At 42.0% G+C, this 16,116-nt stretch carries 17 protein-coding genes and 1 pseudogene; 4 read left to right on the forward strand and 14 right to left on the reverse strand.

Annotated elements, in window-relative coordinates:
• Window positions 1–7: 7 nt before the first annotated feature.
• The 3 genes from AC5JMK_RS12460 to AC5JMK_RS12470 all read right to left on the reverse strand — a co-directional run bounded on the left by AC5JMK_RS12460 (window position 8) and on the right by AC5JMK_RS12470 (window position 2,976).
• Window positions 8–940 carry a tyrosine-type recombinase/integrase gene (locus AC5JMK_RS12460; RefSeq protein ID WP_495910213.1) on the reverse strand — a complete coding sequence of 311 codons (933 nt, stop codon included), beginning with the start codon at window positions 938–940 and terminating at the stop codon, window positions 8–10.
• A gap of 148 nt (window positions 941–1,088) precedes the next feature.
• The gene (locus AC5JMK_RS12465; RefSeq protein ID WP_096673112.1) at window positions 1,089–2,174 is read right to left on the reverse strand and encodes a hypothetical protein; all 1,086 of its coding nucleotides are present in this window, start codon (window positions 2,172–2,174) and stop codon (window positions 1,089–1,091) included.
• Between the two features lie 64 nt (window positions 2,175–2,238).
• Window positions 2,239–2,976, reverse strand: coding sequence for a hypothetical protein (locus AC5JMK_RS12470; RefSeq protein ID WP_096673114.1), 738 nt, complete (start codon window positions 2,974–2,976; stop codon window positions 2,239–2,241).
• A gap of 168 nt (window positions 2,977–3,144) precedes the next feature.
• Here AC5JMK_RS12470 and AC5JMK_RS12475 point away from each other — a divergent pair, with 168 nt between their 5' ends.
• Complete coding sequence (locus AC5JMK_RS12475; RefSeq protein ID WP_495910214.1) at window positions 3,145–3,459, forward strand: hypothetical protein; 315 nt, start codon at window positions 3,145–3,147, stop codon at window positions 3,457–3,459.
• A gap of 186 nt (window positions 3,460–3,645) precedes the next feature.
• Here AC5JMK_RS12475 and AC5JMK_RS12480 read toward each other — a convergent pair whose 3' ends face one another.
• The 11 genes and pseudogenes from AC5JMK_RS12480 to nifB all read right to left on the reverse strand — a co-directional run bounded on the left by AC5JMK_RS12480 (window position 3,646) and on the right by nifB (window position 13,238).
• On the reverse strand, window positions 3,646–4,065 hold the full coding sequence (locus AC5JMK_RS12480) for a DNA-directed RNA polymerase subunit alpha C-terminal domain-containing protein (protein WP_096673118.1): 420 nt from the start codon (window positions 4,063–4,065) through the stop codon (window positions 3,646–3,648).
• 119 nt (window positions 4,066–4,184) lie between these two features.
• On the reverse strand, window positions 4,185–5,117 hold the full coding sequence (locus AC5JMK_RS12485; RefSeq protein WP_495910215.1) for a hypothetical protein: 933 nt from the start codon (window positions 5,115–5,117) through the stop codon (window positions 4,185–4,187).
• Window positions 5,118–5,265: 148 nt separating this feature from the next.
• Window positions 5,266–5,808, reverse strand: a complete 543-nt coding sequence (locus tag AC5JMK_RS12490) for a hypothetical protein (RefSeq protein WP_495910216.1) — start codon at window positions 5,806–5,808, stop codon at window positions 5,266–5,268.
• Between the two features lie 353 nt (window positions 5,809–6,161).
• A complete protein-coding gene (locus AC5JMK_RS12495; RefSeq protein WP_495910217.1) occupies window positions 6,162–6,845 on the reverse strand; it encodes a Rho termination factor N-terminal domain-containing protein in 684 nt (227 codons plus the stop codon).
• Window positions 6,846–6,855: 10 nt separating this feature from the next.
• Window positions 6,856–8,202 (reverse strand): AAA family ATPase, encoded by a 1,347-nt coding sequence (locus AC5JMK_RS12500; RefSeq protein WP_096673126.1) that lies wholly within the window; start codon window positions 8,200–8,202, stop codon window positions 6,856–6,858.
• A gap of 355 nt (window positions 8,203–8,557) precedes the next feature.
• Window positions 8,558–8,701 (reverse strand): annotated as a pseudogene (locus AC5JMK_RS12505) (ArsA-related P-loop ATPase); the annotation flags it as partial.
• A 3-nt stretch (window positions 8,702–8,704) separates the two neighbouring features.
• Window positions 8,705–8,878 (reverse strand): hypothetical protein, encoded by a 174-nt coding sequence (locus tag AC5JMK_RS12510; RefSeq protein WP_495910218.1) that lies wholly within the window; start codon window positions 8,876–8,878, stop codon window positions 8,705–8,707.
• Window positions 8,879–8,913: 35 nt separating this feature from the next.
• Complete coding sequence (gene nifU, locus AC5JMK_RS12515) at window positions 8,914–9,807, reverse strand: Fe-S cluster assembly protein NifU (protein WP_096673128.1); 894 nt, start codon at window positions 9,805–9,807, stop codon at window positions 8,914–8,916.
• 99 nt (window positions 9,808–9,906) lie between these two features.
• On the reverse strand, window positions 9,907–11,121 hold the full coding sequence (gene nifS, locus AC5JMK_RS12520; protein ID WP_495910219.1) for a cysteine desulfurase NifS: 1,215 nt from the start codon (window positions 11,119–11,121) through the stop codon (window positions 9,907–9,909).
• Window positions 11,122–11,277: 156 nt separating this feature from the next.
• The gene (locus AC5JMK_RS12525; RefSeq protein WP_096673132.1) at window positions 11,278–11,619 is read right to left on the reverse strand and encodes a 4Fe-4S binding protein; all 342 of its coding nucleotides are present in this window, start codon (window positions 11,617–11,619) and stop codon (window positions 11,278–11,280) included.
• 164 nt (window positions 11,620–11,783) lie between these two features.
• Entirely contained in the window at window positions 11,784–13,238 is a 1,455-nt protein-coding gene (nifB, locus tag AC5JMK_RS12530) for a nitrogenase cofactor biosynthesis protein NifB (protein ID WP_495910220.1), read from the reverse strand.
• 151 nt (window positions 13,239–13,389) lie between these two features.
• Here nifB and AC5JMK_RS12535 point away from each other — a divergent pair, with 151 nt between their 5' ends.
• The 3 genes from AC5JMK_RS12535 to AC5JMK_RS12545 all read left to right on the forward strand — a co-directional run bounded on the left by AC5JMK_RS12535 (window position 13,390) and on the right by AC5JMK_RS12545 (window position 16,052).
• Window positions 13,390–13,539 carry a hypothetical protein gene (locus AC5JMK_RS12535; RefSeq protein ID WP_495910221.1) on the forward strand — a complete coding sequence of 50 codons (150 nt, stop codon included), beginning with the start codon at window positions 13,390–13,392 and terminating at the stop codon, window positions 13,537–13,539.
• A 1,089-nt stretch (window positions 13,540–14,628) separates the two neighbouring features.
• Window positions 14,629–15,765 (forward strand): glycosyltransferase family 4 protein, encoded by a 1,137-nt coding sequence (locus AC5JMK_RS12540; protein WP_495910222.1) that lies wholly within the window; start codon window positions 14,629–14,631, stop codon window positions 15,763–15,765.
• Window positions 15,766–15,911: 146 nt separating this feature from the next.
• Window positions 15,912–16,052, forward strand: coding sequence for a hypothetical protein (locus AC5JMK_RS12545; protein WP_016862926.1), 141 nt, complete (start codon window positions 15,912–15,914; stop codon window positions 16,050–16,052).
• Window positions 16,053–16,116: the final 64 nt, after the last annotated feature.

Here is a 16,116-nt window from a genome sequence, read left to right on the forward strand (position 1 = left end):
AATTTGGCTAAACTGGCATCACATAAAGACTGCTGCTTTCATTGGGCTTGGCATGGGCATACTTACTAGTGGTTGCCAATGACGAATGCCCCAAAGTTTGCTGCACCAGTTGAGGGGGCGAACCTCTATCAAGCCCATGACTGGCGTGAGAGTGCCTCAACCAGTGGGGGCTAACCTTGCCTTGAATACCTGCACGTTTAGCAGCGTTGCTGACAATATTCTCAATTTGCCGCGCCTTTAATGCTTCTCCCTTTTGGCGACTTACAAAAACGGGTAAGGATGAATCGACACTGCCACCAAACTTAATTAATTCTTGGTACAGACCAACAGGGATAATTACAACTCTGGTTTTATCACCTTTTCCAAACAGCGTCACTTGCCCTTTACCGTCACGATTAGGTCTAATGTCTTTCCACTTCAGTAACTCAATCTCACCCACTCTTGCAGCTGTAGTGTAGAGGAACTTTAGGAGCAAGCGATCGCGCGGCTGAGTGGTCAAAGCGATCATCGTGGCTACTTCTAATTCGTTTAAGATGCGCTCTGCTAGTGTGTCTTTGGGTTTTGGCGTTGCCAACTTCAGCCCAACGTTGTAATGTAAATACTTGATTTCATGCCCAAACCCCAACAAGCTTTTGATGGAGCATAGCCGACGTTTGCGGCTAGCACTTGCCAACCCCTTGGTTTCCATAAAATTGCTATAGGCTTGCAGATCATTCAGGGTGACAGTCCGCAAGTCTAAATCGTTTAGACGCACCTGATCTGAATGCTGGGCAAGTAAAAATGCAGCAAAATATCTAACATCTTTTTCATAAGTCTTTTGGCTTTGGGCGGATTTGCCGTGTAGCCATAGCGCAATTAGTTGTGCTGTACCTGTGACATCAGCCATGCGTTGTGTTGGCTCAACTGTGATCGCAGTCCCTATCTGAATAATTTCTGTCATAATTAACCTTAGATATGATCATTGCCCGTGCCAGATAGCCGTCTGGTGCGGGTATATTTTTGGAAATGAGTTGCGGATAATCTCGGTTCCCCGCAACTCACACGACTTAAAAAACCTCATCACGGCGATGAGGTTATGTTGTTTTGGCTTAACCTAAATCGCCGTCACCCAAGCACCACGCGTCATGAATCTGCTTGATCTGAAGTGCGATCGCGTTCTCTGGTGCTTTCCCGTAACTACCAATGTGGTGACAAACTGTTTCACCGTTGCGCCAGGGTTTTGGCTCTAGTCTTGCCCTGTAGGTACGCTGAGTTTTGCAAAGGTTTTGGAAAAGTCTGTCACACCCTAACCTTTCTTGAAGTCCTAGCGATTCTTCGCTTTCTGGATTCCACTCTCTGCTGGTTTCGATCAATCGCATACCCGCAGCTGTGCGGTAAGCCTCGAATCGTAAGTCAAAATCTTTAACCGTGGTTGCAACCAGACTTAGTATTTCTGATTCCTGTGTTCGGTGTTTTAGTCCGTACCGTCCCCACGGTTCACTGTACAAGGCTACTTGCTCAGGGTCTAAGTCAACGTCAACAAACATTACAGATTGAGCGTTTAGGCATCGTACATCATAAGCATTGTAGGTGATGAATGCAGTAGTGCGATCGCCCGACTTAAAATTTTGCTCTACCAACTCAGTCAAGATATCGTATGAGCGATCGCCCAAATACCACCAGTCATAAGTCGCAGAAAAGCGTATCCTGAAATTAGTTCCTTCATCACGAAACATGACAGGCAATCTTTCTAAAAAGTGTTTTTCTCTGGCACTTAACCGTGGTGTCCACTTCAAAAAGTCCTGAGCGGATGGATGCTGTAAAACCTCTATATATTCCTTTACCTCTTCTGCTGCCTGTTGTCGTTGTTGCAGTGTTGGGATGATGTCCAGTTTTTTGATGTTAGCCAGTCCGTACTTTGCCTCAAGTAGTTGCTGCTGAACATACTGACATTCCTCATCTTCTCGTGCCTGAGCATTAATATGCTCGGAGAGTACCCAGCCGTCAAACTCAGCCCACCGCCGCATGATTGGCAGTCTTAGTTTTGCTTCTTGGTATTGGTGCTGAAGAAAATTTATTTGTCCTCTAATTTCACTTTCTAGATGTTCCGAGGTTCCGGCGATGCGTCCTGCGGCCCATTCAACTAGGAAACTATTTAACAGTGGGTATGATTCGATGAACTGGTTGTATTGCATGGTTCAGTTAAAAGTAGAAGATTAGTAGGTTGGCAAACCCGGATTATCCGGGTTTTAAGAGGAATTAGCTATTGACTAACAAAGCTGGGCGGAACCCCTTAGCGCGTGGTCTGTGGCGTTGTACCACCAGCATTGCAGCAGAGAACGAACGTTGAACTAACCGCCGTTGCTGTACCTCCTTCACTATCCAAAGAATTCCATCGACCATCAATGCGAGGAAAGCGATCGCCATCAGTCCAACAACCTTGGCGCTAACATCTGCTTCTGGTTGGATGGTCTGAGGTACGGTCTGGGATTGAGGCTTGGGCTGGAGGGATGCGATCGCACTACTGTAGATTTCATTCCATTGCTCCCAGTAAGATTTTTCATGGATGAAGTCAGCTGCAACATTTCGCTGTTCAGGCAATTCACACGCTTGGTGATTCAAAACATCGCAGGTAAGGGGGGAGGAGGCGATTGGTTCGCCTAGAGGTGCGTCATTGATACCTTCAAAATTGCTCGGAGTGGGTGCTGCCTCTTCTTCCTGGGGTGCGATCGCAACTTCCACAACCTCATCTACTGTTTCAACTTCTGCAATTTCTGGGGTAGTAACTTCCTCGACTTGTTCTACTGCCTTGGTTTCTTCAATTTTCTGATTCAGCTTCCACTGACGATACAGTTCTAGGTATTCAGCCATTTGGAGGGCGCTGCTTCTAAGGTCGATTGGCTTACCCCATTCATCACGAGCCAATGTGCAAAGCCGCTTGAGGTCGCGTTTGTTGAGGGCTTGGAAGTCGATGGAAGCAACTGTTTCAAATGTCATGGTGTAAAATCCTTGTTGGTTACTTTGTTAGCCAAAGGGCGCTGCTTTTCTTGGTCGGAAGGTTCAGCGCCCTTCACATTTAAATACTAGCTTTGTGTCTAGTATTATGTCTAGTACTTATCTATCAGTGTTTTTATGACAATCAACACAAGTCTATTTGTCTAGCTTATGTCTAGTAGTCGAACAAGCTTCTGTGCTAGTATTTCTGCTAGACATTTGACTAGAGGTAACAGTATGAGCGATCGCGAACGAATCCAGTTAAACTTACGCTTAGACGGATACAAAGAATTGTATGAAGCAGTCAAAGCAGAAGCGACCAAGCAAAATACTAGTGTTAACAGCTTTGTTATAAATGCCCTCAAAGCAGCATTAGGGTGGGAAGCGGACAATCACATTCAAGCATCTAGCATCGACTTAGAGGCGAAGATAGAAGCAATACTAGACAAGAAGTTAGGTGATCGCCTGGGAAAATCAGCAGCCTAACAACAGATAGTGCTAGGCGTGAGGAATTGGAACAAGCACGCGATCGCACTTTAAACAAGCTAAAAGTAGGCAAGCAGTCTACAGCTGGTAAAGCGATCGCGGCTTTTATAAGAGAACTTTTGGATTGACGACCGCCTTCCCGGTTAACTGGGGAGGCGGATTTTTGTAGATTCATCATCTTCTCAATTAAGTATTGGTTTTCAGGGTCAACCCAAATTGTTTTAAAAGCGCCGACTTCAGCAATTCAACGCTTTTGTTCCCCATATTTTTCATAGAGAGCAAATCTTTTTCTGTGTAGACAATTAAGTCGCCAATGACATTTATCTGCAACCTCTTCAAGATATTGTAATTTTTGACTGACAGACCCAATTCTTCAATTGGTACAGACTCAAAACCTGTTACGGGTTTATTGTCACTAGTATTCTCAATACTTGTTACAGGTTTATTAACTTCAATAGGTTCAATACTTGTTACAGGTTTATCCTTACCAAGGGAATCATAGAACTGTTGTACCAATTGCAGAACCTTTTCTCGAAGTGGCAGGGGGACTCTCATCACCACTGTTGAGTAACTTGCTTTTTTACCACGTCCGCCTTTGTTTATCATTGTTTTACCTGTTACAGGTTTACGCTTTCATCATAACCTGTAACAGGTAAAACGGCTGCTTTGCATTAATGGTTTCTCATTAACTAAAAATTATTAGTTTTACTGATAAACCCTGACATTTAAAGCTTTTTCGTGGTGATTGTAATTTGATTTTTGTCATTCACACTCACTACTGGTAAATTGTATTGAGTCAAAGATTCTATGCCTAACAAGGCTTGCCCGTGCCGTTTTAAGTCAGCAATGAATTTATCCAGCTTTGCAAAGTAATTTTCTTGCTGAACAATCAAGGCTTGCAAAGATGCTTCAATGTCCCTTCGTGCGCGGATAAATTGACGAAAGTGCTTTTGGTCAACGGTTTTAAACTTTTCTAATTCTTCTTCTCGTCTTGCAACACCTGCTTGAATTTCCTCGTATGCATGTTTGAAAGACGGAGACATGTAATTCTTTTTCTCCCACTTTTTTATTAGTTCGGAGTCTTGGGCGATTTGCTTCATTTCCCCAAGCCGACGGCTTAAGTCACATACATACCCTGAAATCTGATTAATCTTGTACTGTTGCTCTTTTGGGAGCGTGTAAGCGTTTTGGTATTCGTTTAAATAAGGTAGGTAATTTTGCTGCCAGTCCAACTCTTCACATAAATCTTGTAACTCACTTTCAACAGACAGTAGTTGGACTTGCTTGTCTTGAAGCATAAGGCGTCCGCGCTGTAATGATACCCGCATAGCTTCAAGCTTCCGCGTCCGCTCTTGCTCATCCCTGGCATTGACAAGGGCCTCTTGCATCTGGTCGAAAAGGTCAAATTTACCAGATGGGATGCCCCACTTAGGAGGGCTTTCAAGCAATGCGATCGCCTCTTCTCCCTCACGAATTGTGCGATCGCACTCCGCAATTTCATTTTTCAGGGTGGCAATTCGTGATTCTAATTCAGCTATCTGCTGTTGTAAAGTTGTAATTTGATTTTGATTATCATCTTTTGCGGGTGACTCAAAATTGTCTGTCACAACTGCTTGGGGTGCAGGTTTTAGCTTTTGTTCTAATTTTGATTTGGGCATTTCTTTTGTATGCTTTTGGTAGACAAGATTAGCAAAAATGCTTACCACGTGCGGGTTTTTATCATTCTGCTACTTAGCTTTAAAGTTCCCCATGCAAACAAATGATGATGCACTCACCCACCACTCCTGTTAAATTTTACAGGAGTGGTTATTTCTTCCAAGCATTCTCATAAGCTCGTGCTGCCTCTTGCTCGGCGCTTCTTAGCCGCTCCTCAAAATCATATGAATAATCAAGCACCCCCTTTTCTTGCTCAGAGAAACAAACAGAATTCAAGCCCTTAACAGCCGGAGCCATGCCGCCCAAAAAACCAACGTGGCGGAGGTAGTAAACACCTGGCTTTGGGTTGTCAAGGCTGCTAGGCGAATAAAAAGACGCTGATATCTTTTTGAAGCGTTTGCTTCTGACTGCCTCCTGGAAGCTTGGATCTACGTCTTTTAACTTGGCAAGCAGTTTGCTGCCTACTCGGCGGACGCTGTTAACCCATCCATAAGCAGGCGAATTATCTCGTGGGTGTCCCACTACAGCTGGCGCGTCAAAAAGATTTGGGTCGTACGATCGCGCGATCGTACGACCCAAATCATCAATAGAATACGTCTTTGTCAATCCATTACTGCTTGTGTGCGTGCCTGCACTGAATATTTCTATTTCGCCTGGGGACAACATAAGGTACGGGGAATTGTTTTTATACATTTAAAGTTCCCCGTACTATACATCTTTTTTTAGAGTAAAAAGATGTAAAAGCTTGTTTAAGTTATCTCGAAAAACTGGAAAAACGCGTACTTTTTGGTAAAATTTTGTACAACTCATGAAAAATTTTACATGAGTTCCTCTTTTGGCTTGCTGAAAAAAATGAAAAAATTCCCCAAACAAACCCCAGAACAATTTAAGGGTTTGGGGGTAAATCCCTTGTCAGCTAAGAACTAGGGCAGTGCGATCGCCCTAATTAGACCCTAGTTCACCCCTGTAAAATTTTACAGGGGTGAAACTAGCACCCACTTGCCTGTAAGACAAGTTTTAGGAAGTTGTCGTGTTTTGTTTTCAGATTAATTTTTCGATAGCAGATCAACTAACTCTTGCTTTTTCTTCTTGGTATACCCGGCAACCCCTTGCTTTTTCGCCATGTCTTTGAGTTGCGCAAGAGTTAAACTATTCAAGGTACTACCATCTGTGATAACTTCTGGAGTTGGTTGAGGAGTCAAGTAGAAAACCTCCTTGAGTGCTACCAGCTTTTTCCCCTTGGTTATACCACACTTGAGCTTTGTGATTGGCTCCAAGCTTTTCCAGTACTGGCGTGGAGACTCATCAATACGATTGGTAGCGATCGCCAACTTCACACCTTTTAGCTCACTACCAGGTTTTTCTATCAGGTACTGCAAAGCCGACTGAATTTCGTCTCTAGTTGCAGTTGATAGGTTGATTTTGGGTATGGACTCTCTGGTAAGAATCTTGGTTAACTCAAATGTTTTTTCACTCTTATCTGCAATAACACACCAAACTCTTTCTAGCCCAGCTTCTAGGGCGATCGCATAAATAAATGAATTGCCAATAACCTCATACTGGTCTTCAGTGATTTCTTTAACAATTACTGGAACCCAATTACGTCCATCTGATTCAAGCAGCGCTCTGGCAGCTGCTTTGATTAAAAATTCTGGTGCATCTGTGCCTTTACCTGGGTTTACTTCATGCATGTAAAGGCACATCAAATTTCCAACATTACTTAAGCTCATATTTGCCCTCCTATTGCAAAAAGTATTCCTTGGCTAGTGCTAAATAATGTTCACAGACTATTCGGTTTTTATAAACAGCAGGTATACGAGCAAACGCAGCACTTGCAATATGCGCGTAACTAGGTATCTCAAAAATGTGTCGGTCTTTCCTCGCCGCAGTGTATTTAGGGTAAAAGAATGGCGTGAGGTCAATATAATTAACCTTATCTTTTTTGCCTTTTCCTATGATTTCGTCTATTGCGTCTTCTGCGGTAAGTCTTTGAGCCTCAGTAATAAATTCACCGTTATAAAAAATGGGTAGAGCAATTGGCCCTCCATCTTTTCTTTCGTTTTGGATTTCGGGAATAAAACGCTTAATAACGATAGCTGCATTCTCCAGTGAATAAATACTGTTATGCTTTGTAGGGATTAAAACCACATCTGCGGCGTAAACAGCACATTGGCTAAAGAATCTCCAGTTTGGTGGAGAGTCAACCAGAATGTAGTCGTATTGCGATTTAAATACTTCTAATGCTTGCCGCAATCTGTTAATACTTAACATTTGGCGTAATTTTTCCTCCCCTAAACTTAGGAGTTTTTCATCACTAGTGATAATGTCAAACCGCAATAACCCACCGGTTTTATTGGGGTATTGATACGCTGTTATCAATCCGTTAACTAACTGATCTCTCTTGTTGACCAGCCACGAATATAAAGTATCTTCCTTGGGTTTAAGCCTTAGTGAGTTTGTTAGGTCTTGTTGATTGGGGTCAAAATCTACAATGAGCGATAGCTTCCCCTGTATTGCCAGCGTAGCTGCCAAATTAACTGTGGTAGTGGTTTTTCCTACCCCGCCTTTGTTGTTATATAGAGCTATAGTTAATGCTTTTTGTGGGTTGTCAATCTTATTCTTGATTGCCGAAACAATTTCATTTAAGTTATCTAGTGTAAGTTCCCAGCAAGGGGAAGCAGGATGGATGACCTTACCATGTTTTCTAAATAACTGGATGTAGGTGGAGTTAGTCACAATTCCCCATTGAGCAGACCTGCAATTTGGGGCGAGTAAATAACGTTTAAGCTGGTAAACTGCTGACCTGTATTGCGTGGAGTTTCCGCCTAGATTAATATCTCTGCCTTTTAACTCTAATAATAGGTAGGGATTAGATTTAGTGTGAATAAAGATATCGTTGCCAGCGTTCCTACGAACAGCATAATCAACAGTATCAGCACCGCTTCCAGTCCCAAACTGTGGAACAGTTTCAGTTACACAAAATCCTAGCGCTTTTAGCAACTCTGGGATAAATATATTACCGACTATCGACTCTTGTGCATCCCTCGGAAGGCTCTGTAGTACTTGATATAATTGGGATAAATCCATAAATTTAGGTTTACGTCAACAAACACAGACCGTTAACTAACGGTCTGTGTTTAATATAAGTATGCTCAGGATATAACACGTCTTATGTAAATTTTTACATAAGGTTATTTGCTGTTTGGATGAAGTGTGAAAAAACTGAAAAAATTGGCAGATTAGTTATCATTTGTTGTCAAAACTTGGTTTGCACCTGCTGTCTAGTTTCAGTAGTCTACTCATTAGCACCAACCTTTAATAGGTCTGTGATAGCCGAACTTGATTTATGATTTCATTTTGGCAATGATGCAGTGGTGGCAATGATTTTTTTGAAACTAAATAATCCGATTTTTTTACTTGTGTCCATTATGTAAAAACATCAGGAGTCAGCTTTGGGGTCACATCCCACAATCATAATCCGCTGACCCATTTCTGCCATAGCAGCAAGGGTATTTTGAGAAGTTGTAGACTTACCGATACCGCCTTTACCATAAAAAGCGATCTGTCTGATATTCTCAGTCATGATTAATTATTCTCCTGCAATTTGTTGGTTTGGTGGGTCTAGAGGATTTGTGTTTAGGTTCACTTTAGTTGGGTCAGCAGTGACCGCTTTATAGAACGTCACCGATGGTGGTGCTCGCTCTATCGCAAAAAAGGTGGGAATGTTGAGCATATTTGTTGTTGATAAATTTTTGGTTGTCAATAGTCATTGGTCATTAGCAAATGACTATTGACTAACTAAACTGCTTCGACGACAAGATCTTTGCTTACGCGATCGCGTAGTCTGGATTCGATCGCAATCTTTAATGTGGCTGTGCTGCTAGAACAGGAACCACAAGCACCTTGCAGTATCACTTTGACGTGATCTCCTTCCACATCGAATAGTTCTACATCTCCCCCGTCAGCGATTAAAACGGGTCTAACTTCTTCATCTAACACTCTTTGAATTAGTGCAATTTTTTGCACTGGCGTCAGTGGTTTTACGGCTGACTTGCCATTAGTTTTACTGAGGGAATTACTTACAGTAGTGGCAGATGCTTTTTCTTTTTGCACAGATACAATAATGTCATCAATATTTGCTAGACAAGATCCGCATCCGCCACCAGCTTTGACGTAATTAGTAACTTCTTCGGCGGTGGTCAGGTTATTTTCAAGAATTACCCGCCGGATTTTGACGTCACTAATACCAAAGCAAGTACAAATTATAGCTCCTTCGTCATCATCTTCATGAATATCTAGAGGGATGCCTCGGTAATTATAAATAGCTGCTTCTAGCGCTTCTTGTCCCATTACCGAGCAGTGCATTTTTGCTTCTGGTAAACCACCCAAGTAATTAGCAATTTCTTTATTAGTAACCTTAAGGGCTTCATCTAAAGTTTTACCCTTGATTAGTTCTACCAAAGCTTCAGATGAAGCGATCGCACTGGTACAACCAAAAGTTTGAAAACGAGCCTCAAGGATTTTCTCTGTATTTTCCTCAACTTTCAAGTGCAATCTCAGGGCGTCTCCGCAAGCAATGCTACCTACATCACCAACAGCAACTTTAATTCCTGCTTCATCCTTGTCTTCTATTGCTCCCTGATGTTGAGGATTGTAGAACAGTTCCAATACTTTATCTGTATAGTCCCACATAGCCGATTTTGGATTTTGGATTTTAGATTTTGGATTGAGGATCGGGGATCGGGGATCGGGGATTGGTAAAAATTTCTTCCTTGTCCCCCATGTCCCCTTCTAGCCTCTAGCTCCGATGACTGCTTTTTCTTGTTCTTGCAGCCAACTTGCTTCATCATTCTTGAAGGGCGAGAGGGCGCGTAGGTGTTCAATAATACCAGGCATCACTGCTAGCACAGCATCAATTTCGGCGTCTGTGGTATAACGACAAAGACTGAAGCGAATCGAACCGTGCAGAATGGTGTAGGGTAAGCCCATTGCTCGCAAAACGTGGGAAGGTTCCAAAGAACCAGAACTACAAGCAGAACCAGATGATGCACAAATACCGTGTTTATTCAGATGGAGGAGAATTGCTTCACCTTCAATGTACTTGAAGCCAATATTCGTGGTGTTGGGCAATCTCTGCGTAGAATCACCGTTGACTTGGCAGTTGGGAATAGTTGCAATAATAGTTTGTTCTAAGCGATCGCGCAGTTTTTTTTCTCTGGCGGTTGCTGTTTCTAAGTGTAATAATTCTAATTCGGCAGCTTTGCCAAGGGCTACAACTCCTGAAACGTTTTCTGTTCCCGCCCTTCTACCGCGTTGCTGTCCACCGCCGATAAGCATCGGACGAAATCTCACACCACGCCGCACATATAAAGCACCAATTCCTTTGGGTGCATGAATTTTGTGACCAGACATGGTTAACATATCAATGGTGCTAGTCTTCATATTCATCGGAATTTTACCGACAGCTTGCACCGCGTCCACATGGAAAAGAGCGCCACTTTCTTTAACTCTCAGACCAATCTGTTCAATGGGAAAAACTACGCCAGTTTCGTTGTTAGCATACATAATGCTAACTAAGGCAGTGTTACCAGTGAGCGCAGCTTCTAGTTCATTTAGATCTAACTGTCCTGCGTGATTTACTGACAGATAGGTAACATTATAACCTTGCTTTTCCAATTGTTTGCAGAGAGTTAGGACTGCTGGGTGTTCTACCTGGGTAGTGATAATGTGTCGCTTGTCTGGTTGCGCCAACAGTGCAGCTCGAATGGCGGCGTTATCTCCTTCTGTACCACCACTAGTGAAGATGATTTCTGATTCGTCAGCACCAAGGAGAGCAGCAACTTGTTTATGGGCCTTGTTAACTGCTTTTTTTACTTGTCCGCCAAAGGTGTGCATACTAGAGGGATTGCCATAATAATCCGTCAAGTAAGGCAACATCGCCTCTACAACTTCAGGATCTACTTTGGTGGTGGCATTATTATCTAAATAAATACAATTTTTCTGCATTGCTTCCAATTTTGTTTAAAATTTGTTTGTTGGTTGTAACTAACAACAACCCCTCGGGTACTCTGTGAGAAGCCGCTAAAGCGTCTACGCCAGTCCCTTATCGACAGGAACCGCCAAGACGAGGGCTAAACTCACCAACAACCATCTATCAATAAGTTAGGCAACTTGGTGCTGACGTTTCTCTAACTGATCAGAAAATCTTTGAGAATAGAAAGTGAACCAAGTTTCCCAATAATCTTGTTTTTTTGTTAATTTTGCTACCAATGGGTAATAAGTGTTAAACCAGCTTTCCCAGTAATCAGTAGAAACTTTTATGCAACCATTGCTTGTAGGACAACCAGCTTTGCACTGAGGTACGGTGTGAATACTACCAACACAGTTTGTACAAAGTTCAGGATCAATCCAAGGGCGATCGCCATCTATTTTGATTGCATCAGTCGGACATACAGATTGACAAAGATTGCAGGAAATGCACTCGCTGGTTATTTGATAAGCCATGCTATCCTCCATTGAAGGGACTAGATTGAGGATTGGGTTCTGGGTAATGAGTGCTGGGTAATGAATTTGTTGGTTAGTAATTAGTGGATGATGGTTAGTAGTTAGTGGATAGTGGTTAATGCTTAACTACTAACTAATAACTACTAACTAATAACTACTAACTCTTAACTATTAGCTTTTTCTTGGATATATTGCTGGTAAAACTCTAAAGCAGCCTTGTCAATTGTGTCGTAAGTTTCAACAGTTTGGATGCCGACTGTGTGTAATTTTTCTTTGGGACAATCACCAATTTTGGCAACAAGTACGGCTTTGCAATCTGCGATCGCTTCGATGATATTTTCGAGAGTGGCTGTTTCGCCATAACCACCTTGGCAATAGTGGTCTATTTTACGATGACCGATAAAGCGTACTTCGTTACCATCGACTTCATATACCTGGAATTCTTTGGCATGACCGAAGTGTTGGTTAACTAAGCCACTACCTTTGGTTGCGACTGCAACTAGAATTTTCGGCGCGTTTTGTAGAGACGCGCCATGGTGCGTCTCTACAGATTGTTTAGCAGCTTTGAGTTCTTCTTTAAATTTCTCAATACCTGCGTGAACTTCTTGGCGTTGAGCAAGATCATATTCTGGGGCCATGGCCATGAATTTATCTTTAGTAAATTCTTGGCTGCGGTCTTCTCCCAATAATCCTACCGCATCGGCACGGCATTGACGACAGTGGCGCATCATCTTCATGTTACCAGCACAGCTGTCTTGTACTGCCTTTAATTCTTTGGGATTGGGACCACGCTGTCCTGTTAAGCCGAAATGAGTGCCGTGTTCTGGTGCCGAAATCAACGGCATGATATTGTGCAGGAATGCACCGTGGGAGCGAATGACTTTATTAACTTCTACTAAGTGTTCGTCATTAATCCCCGGAATCATCACGGAGTTGACTTTACAAAGAATATCGGCTTCTTTGAGGGCTTGCAATCCTTCCATCTGTTTTTCGTGGAGAATTTTTACGCCTTCGATACCTCTATAACGTTTGCGCTTGTAGTGAACCCAAGGATAAATCATGGTACCGATTTCTGGGTCCACCATATTAATGGTGATAGTGACGTGATCTATATTTAATTGTTTAATGCGATCAATATATTCGGGAAGCATTAAACCGTTGGTTGATAAACAAAGTTTGATATCGGGTGCTTTGTCTGCTATCAACTCAAAGGTGCGAAAAGTCCTTTCTGGATTTGCCAAAGGATCACCAGGGCCTGCAATTCCTAAAACGGTGAGTTGGGGAATTTTGCCAGCAATCACTAAAACTTTGTGTGCTGCTTCTTCTGGTGTCAACAATTCGCTGACTACGCCTGGGCGACTTTCGTTAGCACAATCGTATTTGCGATTACAGTAGTTGCATTGAATATTACAAGCAGGAGCAACTGCAACATGCAACCTAGCATAGTGATGGTGAGCTTCTTCGCTATAGCAGGGATGGTTAGCAATACGCTGTTGAAGTTTTTCATCCATTTCCCCGGTGTCGTTGCTGCTGCATCCGCTACCGCAACCACTGAATTTCGATGCGATTGTAGTTTCCGTAATTGGGGAGGTGACGAGTCCTGTAGACGATAGATTCATTGAATTTCGCAAGGTGTCGATGGACTGGCAAAAGCCACTGTGGGAGATGGAACACTAAGATTTGTAAGGAATGGAAGTCGCGTCTGTTTATAGCGCTGCCCACCGGGGTTCGGGGTAGGCTATTAACCCTATTTTTCTCGGCTGGTGTGTCATGCACAAGATATGGGTGGAATTTGCGCTGACAGCCGCGACTTCTGTTCACAGGGGCATGGTGCTATCTCATCCCTCCACTCACTCATCGCTCCTTGATTTGGTGCGTCAAGTGATTGGCGATATATGTTTTATATCAGCCGTTAAATAGGAAGGCTGGATGTGCAACTTGGATAAGATTTATTAAATTTATTAAGTTTGTACTCAAATTTTCAAACCTCGACTATGAAGGCATAACAAAAGATGAGAAAAATTTTTTGGGTAGGGGTACTAGTATTTTGGGGTGGAAGTACAAGTATTTATGGAGGAGGGGACAAGTCTTTTTGTACTCATCTCAAACCTAGTCACAGCAAGGGTTTCCAACAAAATTAAGTTTTTTTGAGCTTATTTTTAGGTTGCACTCACAGCCTGTTGCTAATTAGCCAAGAGTCTTACTATTAATGCTTTTTGGGTTTTGGAAATCTGGAGCAGATTACGGACAACTACTCCAGAAATATGCGAAATTCAATTCTGTATCCAACATATCACTTTTTTTTTGATAATAAATGCGATTTAAAATTTTTTAATTATTGGAAGAAAATTAAGATGTAAGTATTTCAAAAGCCTCACTCGGAGCGACTTAAAGACACTCTCAATCCTCAAAAATGAGAATAAATTGCAAAAACTAGCAGCTAAAGTTACTGCTGAACTTTAATCGTCATCAAATGTTGTTTTCTCAGTTGCCCAAAATTGCTAAGTAGGTCGGGACATTGAAACTACTGGCGAGGGTCGTCATTTGTCATACTCTACCTTGAAGCCGAAGAAGGCGCGTCTATGTCATTGCTCATTTGTAAGGGTTTGAAGGATATTTACTTTTCGTAACTCGTGTTTTGTTTATTTTGGCCTGCTTAACTTATCTGTTTGATTGTTGGCAATACCAACTAGATACCAACTATTCTACATTACTCTCGAAGCGATCGCCTTAAATCCTTGCTTTGTAAATAATCGACACGACTCAACGAAAAATATAGGGTTTTGGGGATTTGGCGAGTGATGTCGATGACCATGTTACAAAACGTTTTTAATTATTCTAAAACCTAGATAACATAATACTTTGGTGGTGCTGCTGGTTCTTCACCTTTTCTTTTCTCGCATCAAAGAGCAAAATCCCCAAGTGCATTAATACCTATAGTTCTTGAGGCGATAACACCAATAAGCACAACCAGACATTTGATTAACAAAAATAATTAACGGGTAAAACATGAAAATTCTATTTTTAGATCAAAGTGGTAAACCAGGTGGCGCAGAACTCTGTCTTATAGACATTGCTAAACCTTATCGAGATGATTGTTTAGTTGGCTTATTTGCTGATGGTGAATTTAGAACTTTACTAGAAAAAAATCAGATTCCGGTTCAAGTTCTGACAACTCAAAGCATCCAAGTTCGCAAACAAAGTTCCTTGTCACAAGGATTAGCAAGTGTAGGACAACTCATACCTTTACTTGCTAAAGTTGTGCAAACAGCCCGTGAATATGATTTAATTTACGCCAACACTCAAAAAGCATTAGTTGTGGGAGCGATCGCCAGTCTGATCAGTGGGCGTCCTTTGGTTTATCATTTACATGACATTCTTTCACCAGAACATTTTAGTCAAACAAACCGCCGTATTGCTGTGGCTGCTGCCAATCGGGCATCATTAGTAATTGCTAATTCCCAAGCAAGTAAAACAGCATTTATCGAAGCGGGAGGACATACAGAAATTACTACGGTTATCTACAACGGCTTTGATCCCAAAAACTATCAAATAGATAAATCAATAATTCATCAAACCAGACAACAACTAGGACTAGAAGATAAATTTGTTGTTGGACACTTTAGTCGTCTTGCACCTTGGAAAGGGCAACATATACTAATTGAAGCACTCAGGCAATGTCCTCAACAAGTCATAGCTATTTTAGTTGGGGATGCATTGTTTGGGGAACAAGAATATATCCAACAGTTACATCAACAAATTACTACATTAGGACTAGAAAATCGAGTTAAATTTTTAGGATTTCGTTCAGATATTCCCCAATTAATGTCAGCTTGTGACTTAGTAGCACATACTTCCACTGCTGCTGAACCCTTTGGTAGAGTAATTGTTGAGGCCATGTTGTGTGGAAAACCAGTCATAGCAGCAAAAGCTGGTGGTGCTGTCGAATTAGTAGAATATGGTATTAATGGCTTTTTATTTACACCAGGAAAATCCCAAGAACTTGCACAGATAATCACCTGTTGTTTACAAGAAGCAGAAAAAACTGCGATGATTGCCAACCATGCCCAAACTACAGCCAGCCAGCGTTTTGATGTGAAAAATATTAATCAGCAAATAGCCCAGCAATTGATGACAAAATTATAAATCAAAGAATCCCATTCGATGAACACGGTGAGAATGTCAAAAAACTTAAACAAAATATTAATTAAGAATGGCGTATCAGTTGCGAACCGAAGATTACAATCGAGACGGGCTAAACTAGCACTGTAACAAAGGAGGATTACAAAGCTATGTCCGATTTAAATCGAGGAATCATGAAATTTGAGGGAGCAGACTCCCCTAAAATAGTTACTATTTCCACCGTGGTAATTTTGGGAGCGATCGCAGCTCTCATCATTTGGTCGCTGCAAGCAGCCTATGCAGTAAATTAATCTCCATAGCCAATACCTTCGCCAAAATAAAGAGGGCTTTCCGTAGTAGAGTTATTGTTTACCA

The organism is Pelatocladus sp. (genome assembly GCF_059505505.1).

Coding starts and splice junctions, on each gene's coding strand:
- AC5JMK_RS12460 (WP_495910213.1), bottom strand. CDS start 940: ATGACAGAAATTATTCAGATAGGGACTGCGATCACAGTTGAGCCAACA.
- AC5JMK_RS12465 (WP_096673112.1), bottom strand. CDS start 2,174: ATGCAATACAACCAGTTCATCGAATCATACCCACTGTTAAATAGTTTC.
- AC5JMK_RS12470 (WP_096673114.1), bottom strand. CDS start 2,976: ATGACATTTGAAACAGTTGCTTCCATCGACTTCCAAGCCCTCAACAAA.
- AC5JMK_RS12475 (WP_495910214.1), top strand. CDS start 3,145: ATGTCTAGTAGTCGAACAAGCTTCTGTGCTAGTATTTCTGCTAGACAT.
- AC5JMK_RS12480 (WP_096673118.1), bottom strand. CDS start 4,065: ATGATAAACAAAGGCGGACGTGGTAAAAAAGCAAGTTACTCAACAGTG.
- AC5JMK_RS12485 (WP_495910215.1), bottom strand. CDS start 5,117: ATGCCCAAATCAAAATTAGAACAAAAGCTAAAACCTGCACCCCAAGCA.
- AC5JMK_RS12490 (WP_495910216.1), bottom strand. CDS start 5,808: ATGTATAAAAACAATTCCCCGTACCTTATGTTGTCCCCAGGCGAAATA.
- AC5JMK_RS12495 (WP_495910217.1), bottom strand. CDS start 6,845: ATGAGCTTAAGTAATGTTGGAAATTTGATGTGCCTTTACATGCATGAA.
- AC5JMK_RS12500 (WP_096673126.1), bottom strand. CDS start 8,202: ATGGATTTATCCCAATTATATCAAGTACTACAGAGCCTTCCGAGGGAT.
- nifU (WP_096673128.1), bottom strand. CDS start 9,807: ATGTGGGACTATACAGATAAAGTATTGGAACTGTTCTACAATCCTCAA.
- nifS (WP_495910219.1), bottom strand. CDS start 11,121: ATGCAGAAAAATTGTATTTATTTAGATAATAATGCCACCACCAAAGTA.
- AC5JMK_RS12525 (WP_096673132.1), bottom strand. CDS start 11,619: ATGGCTTATCAAATAACCAGCGAGTGCATTTCCTGCAATCTTTGTCAA.
- nifB (WP_495910220.1), bottom strand. CDS start 13,238: ATGAATCTATCGTCTACAGGACTCGTCACCTCCCCAATTACGGAAACT.
- AC5JMK_RS12535 (WP_495910221.1), top strand. CDS start 13,390: ATGCACAAGATATGGGTGGAATTTGCGCTGACAGCCGCGACTTCTGTT.
- AC5JMK_RS12540 (WP_495910222.1), top strand. CDS start 14,629: ATGAAAATTCTATTTTTAGATCAAAGTGGTAAACCAGGTGGCGCAGAA.
- AC5JMK_RS12545 (WP_016862926.1), top strand. CDS start 15,912: ATGTCCGATTTAAATCGAGGAATCATGAAATTTGAGGGAGCAGACTCC.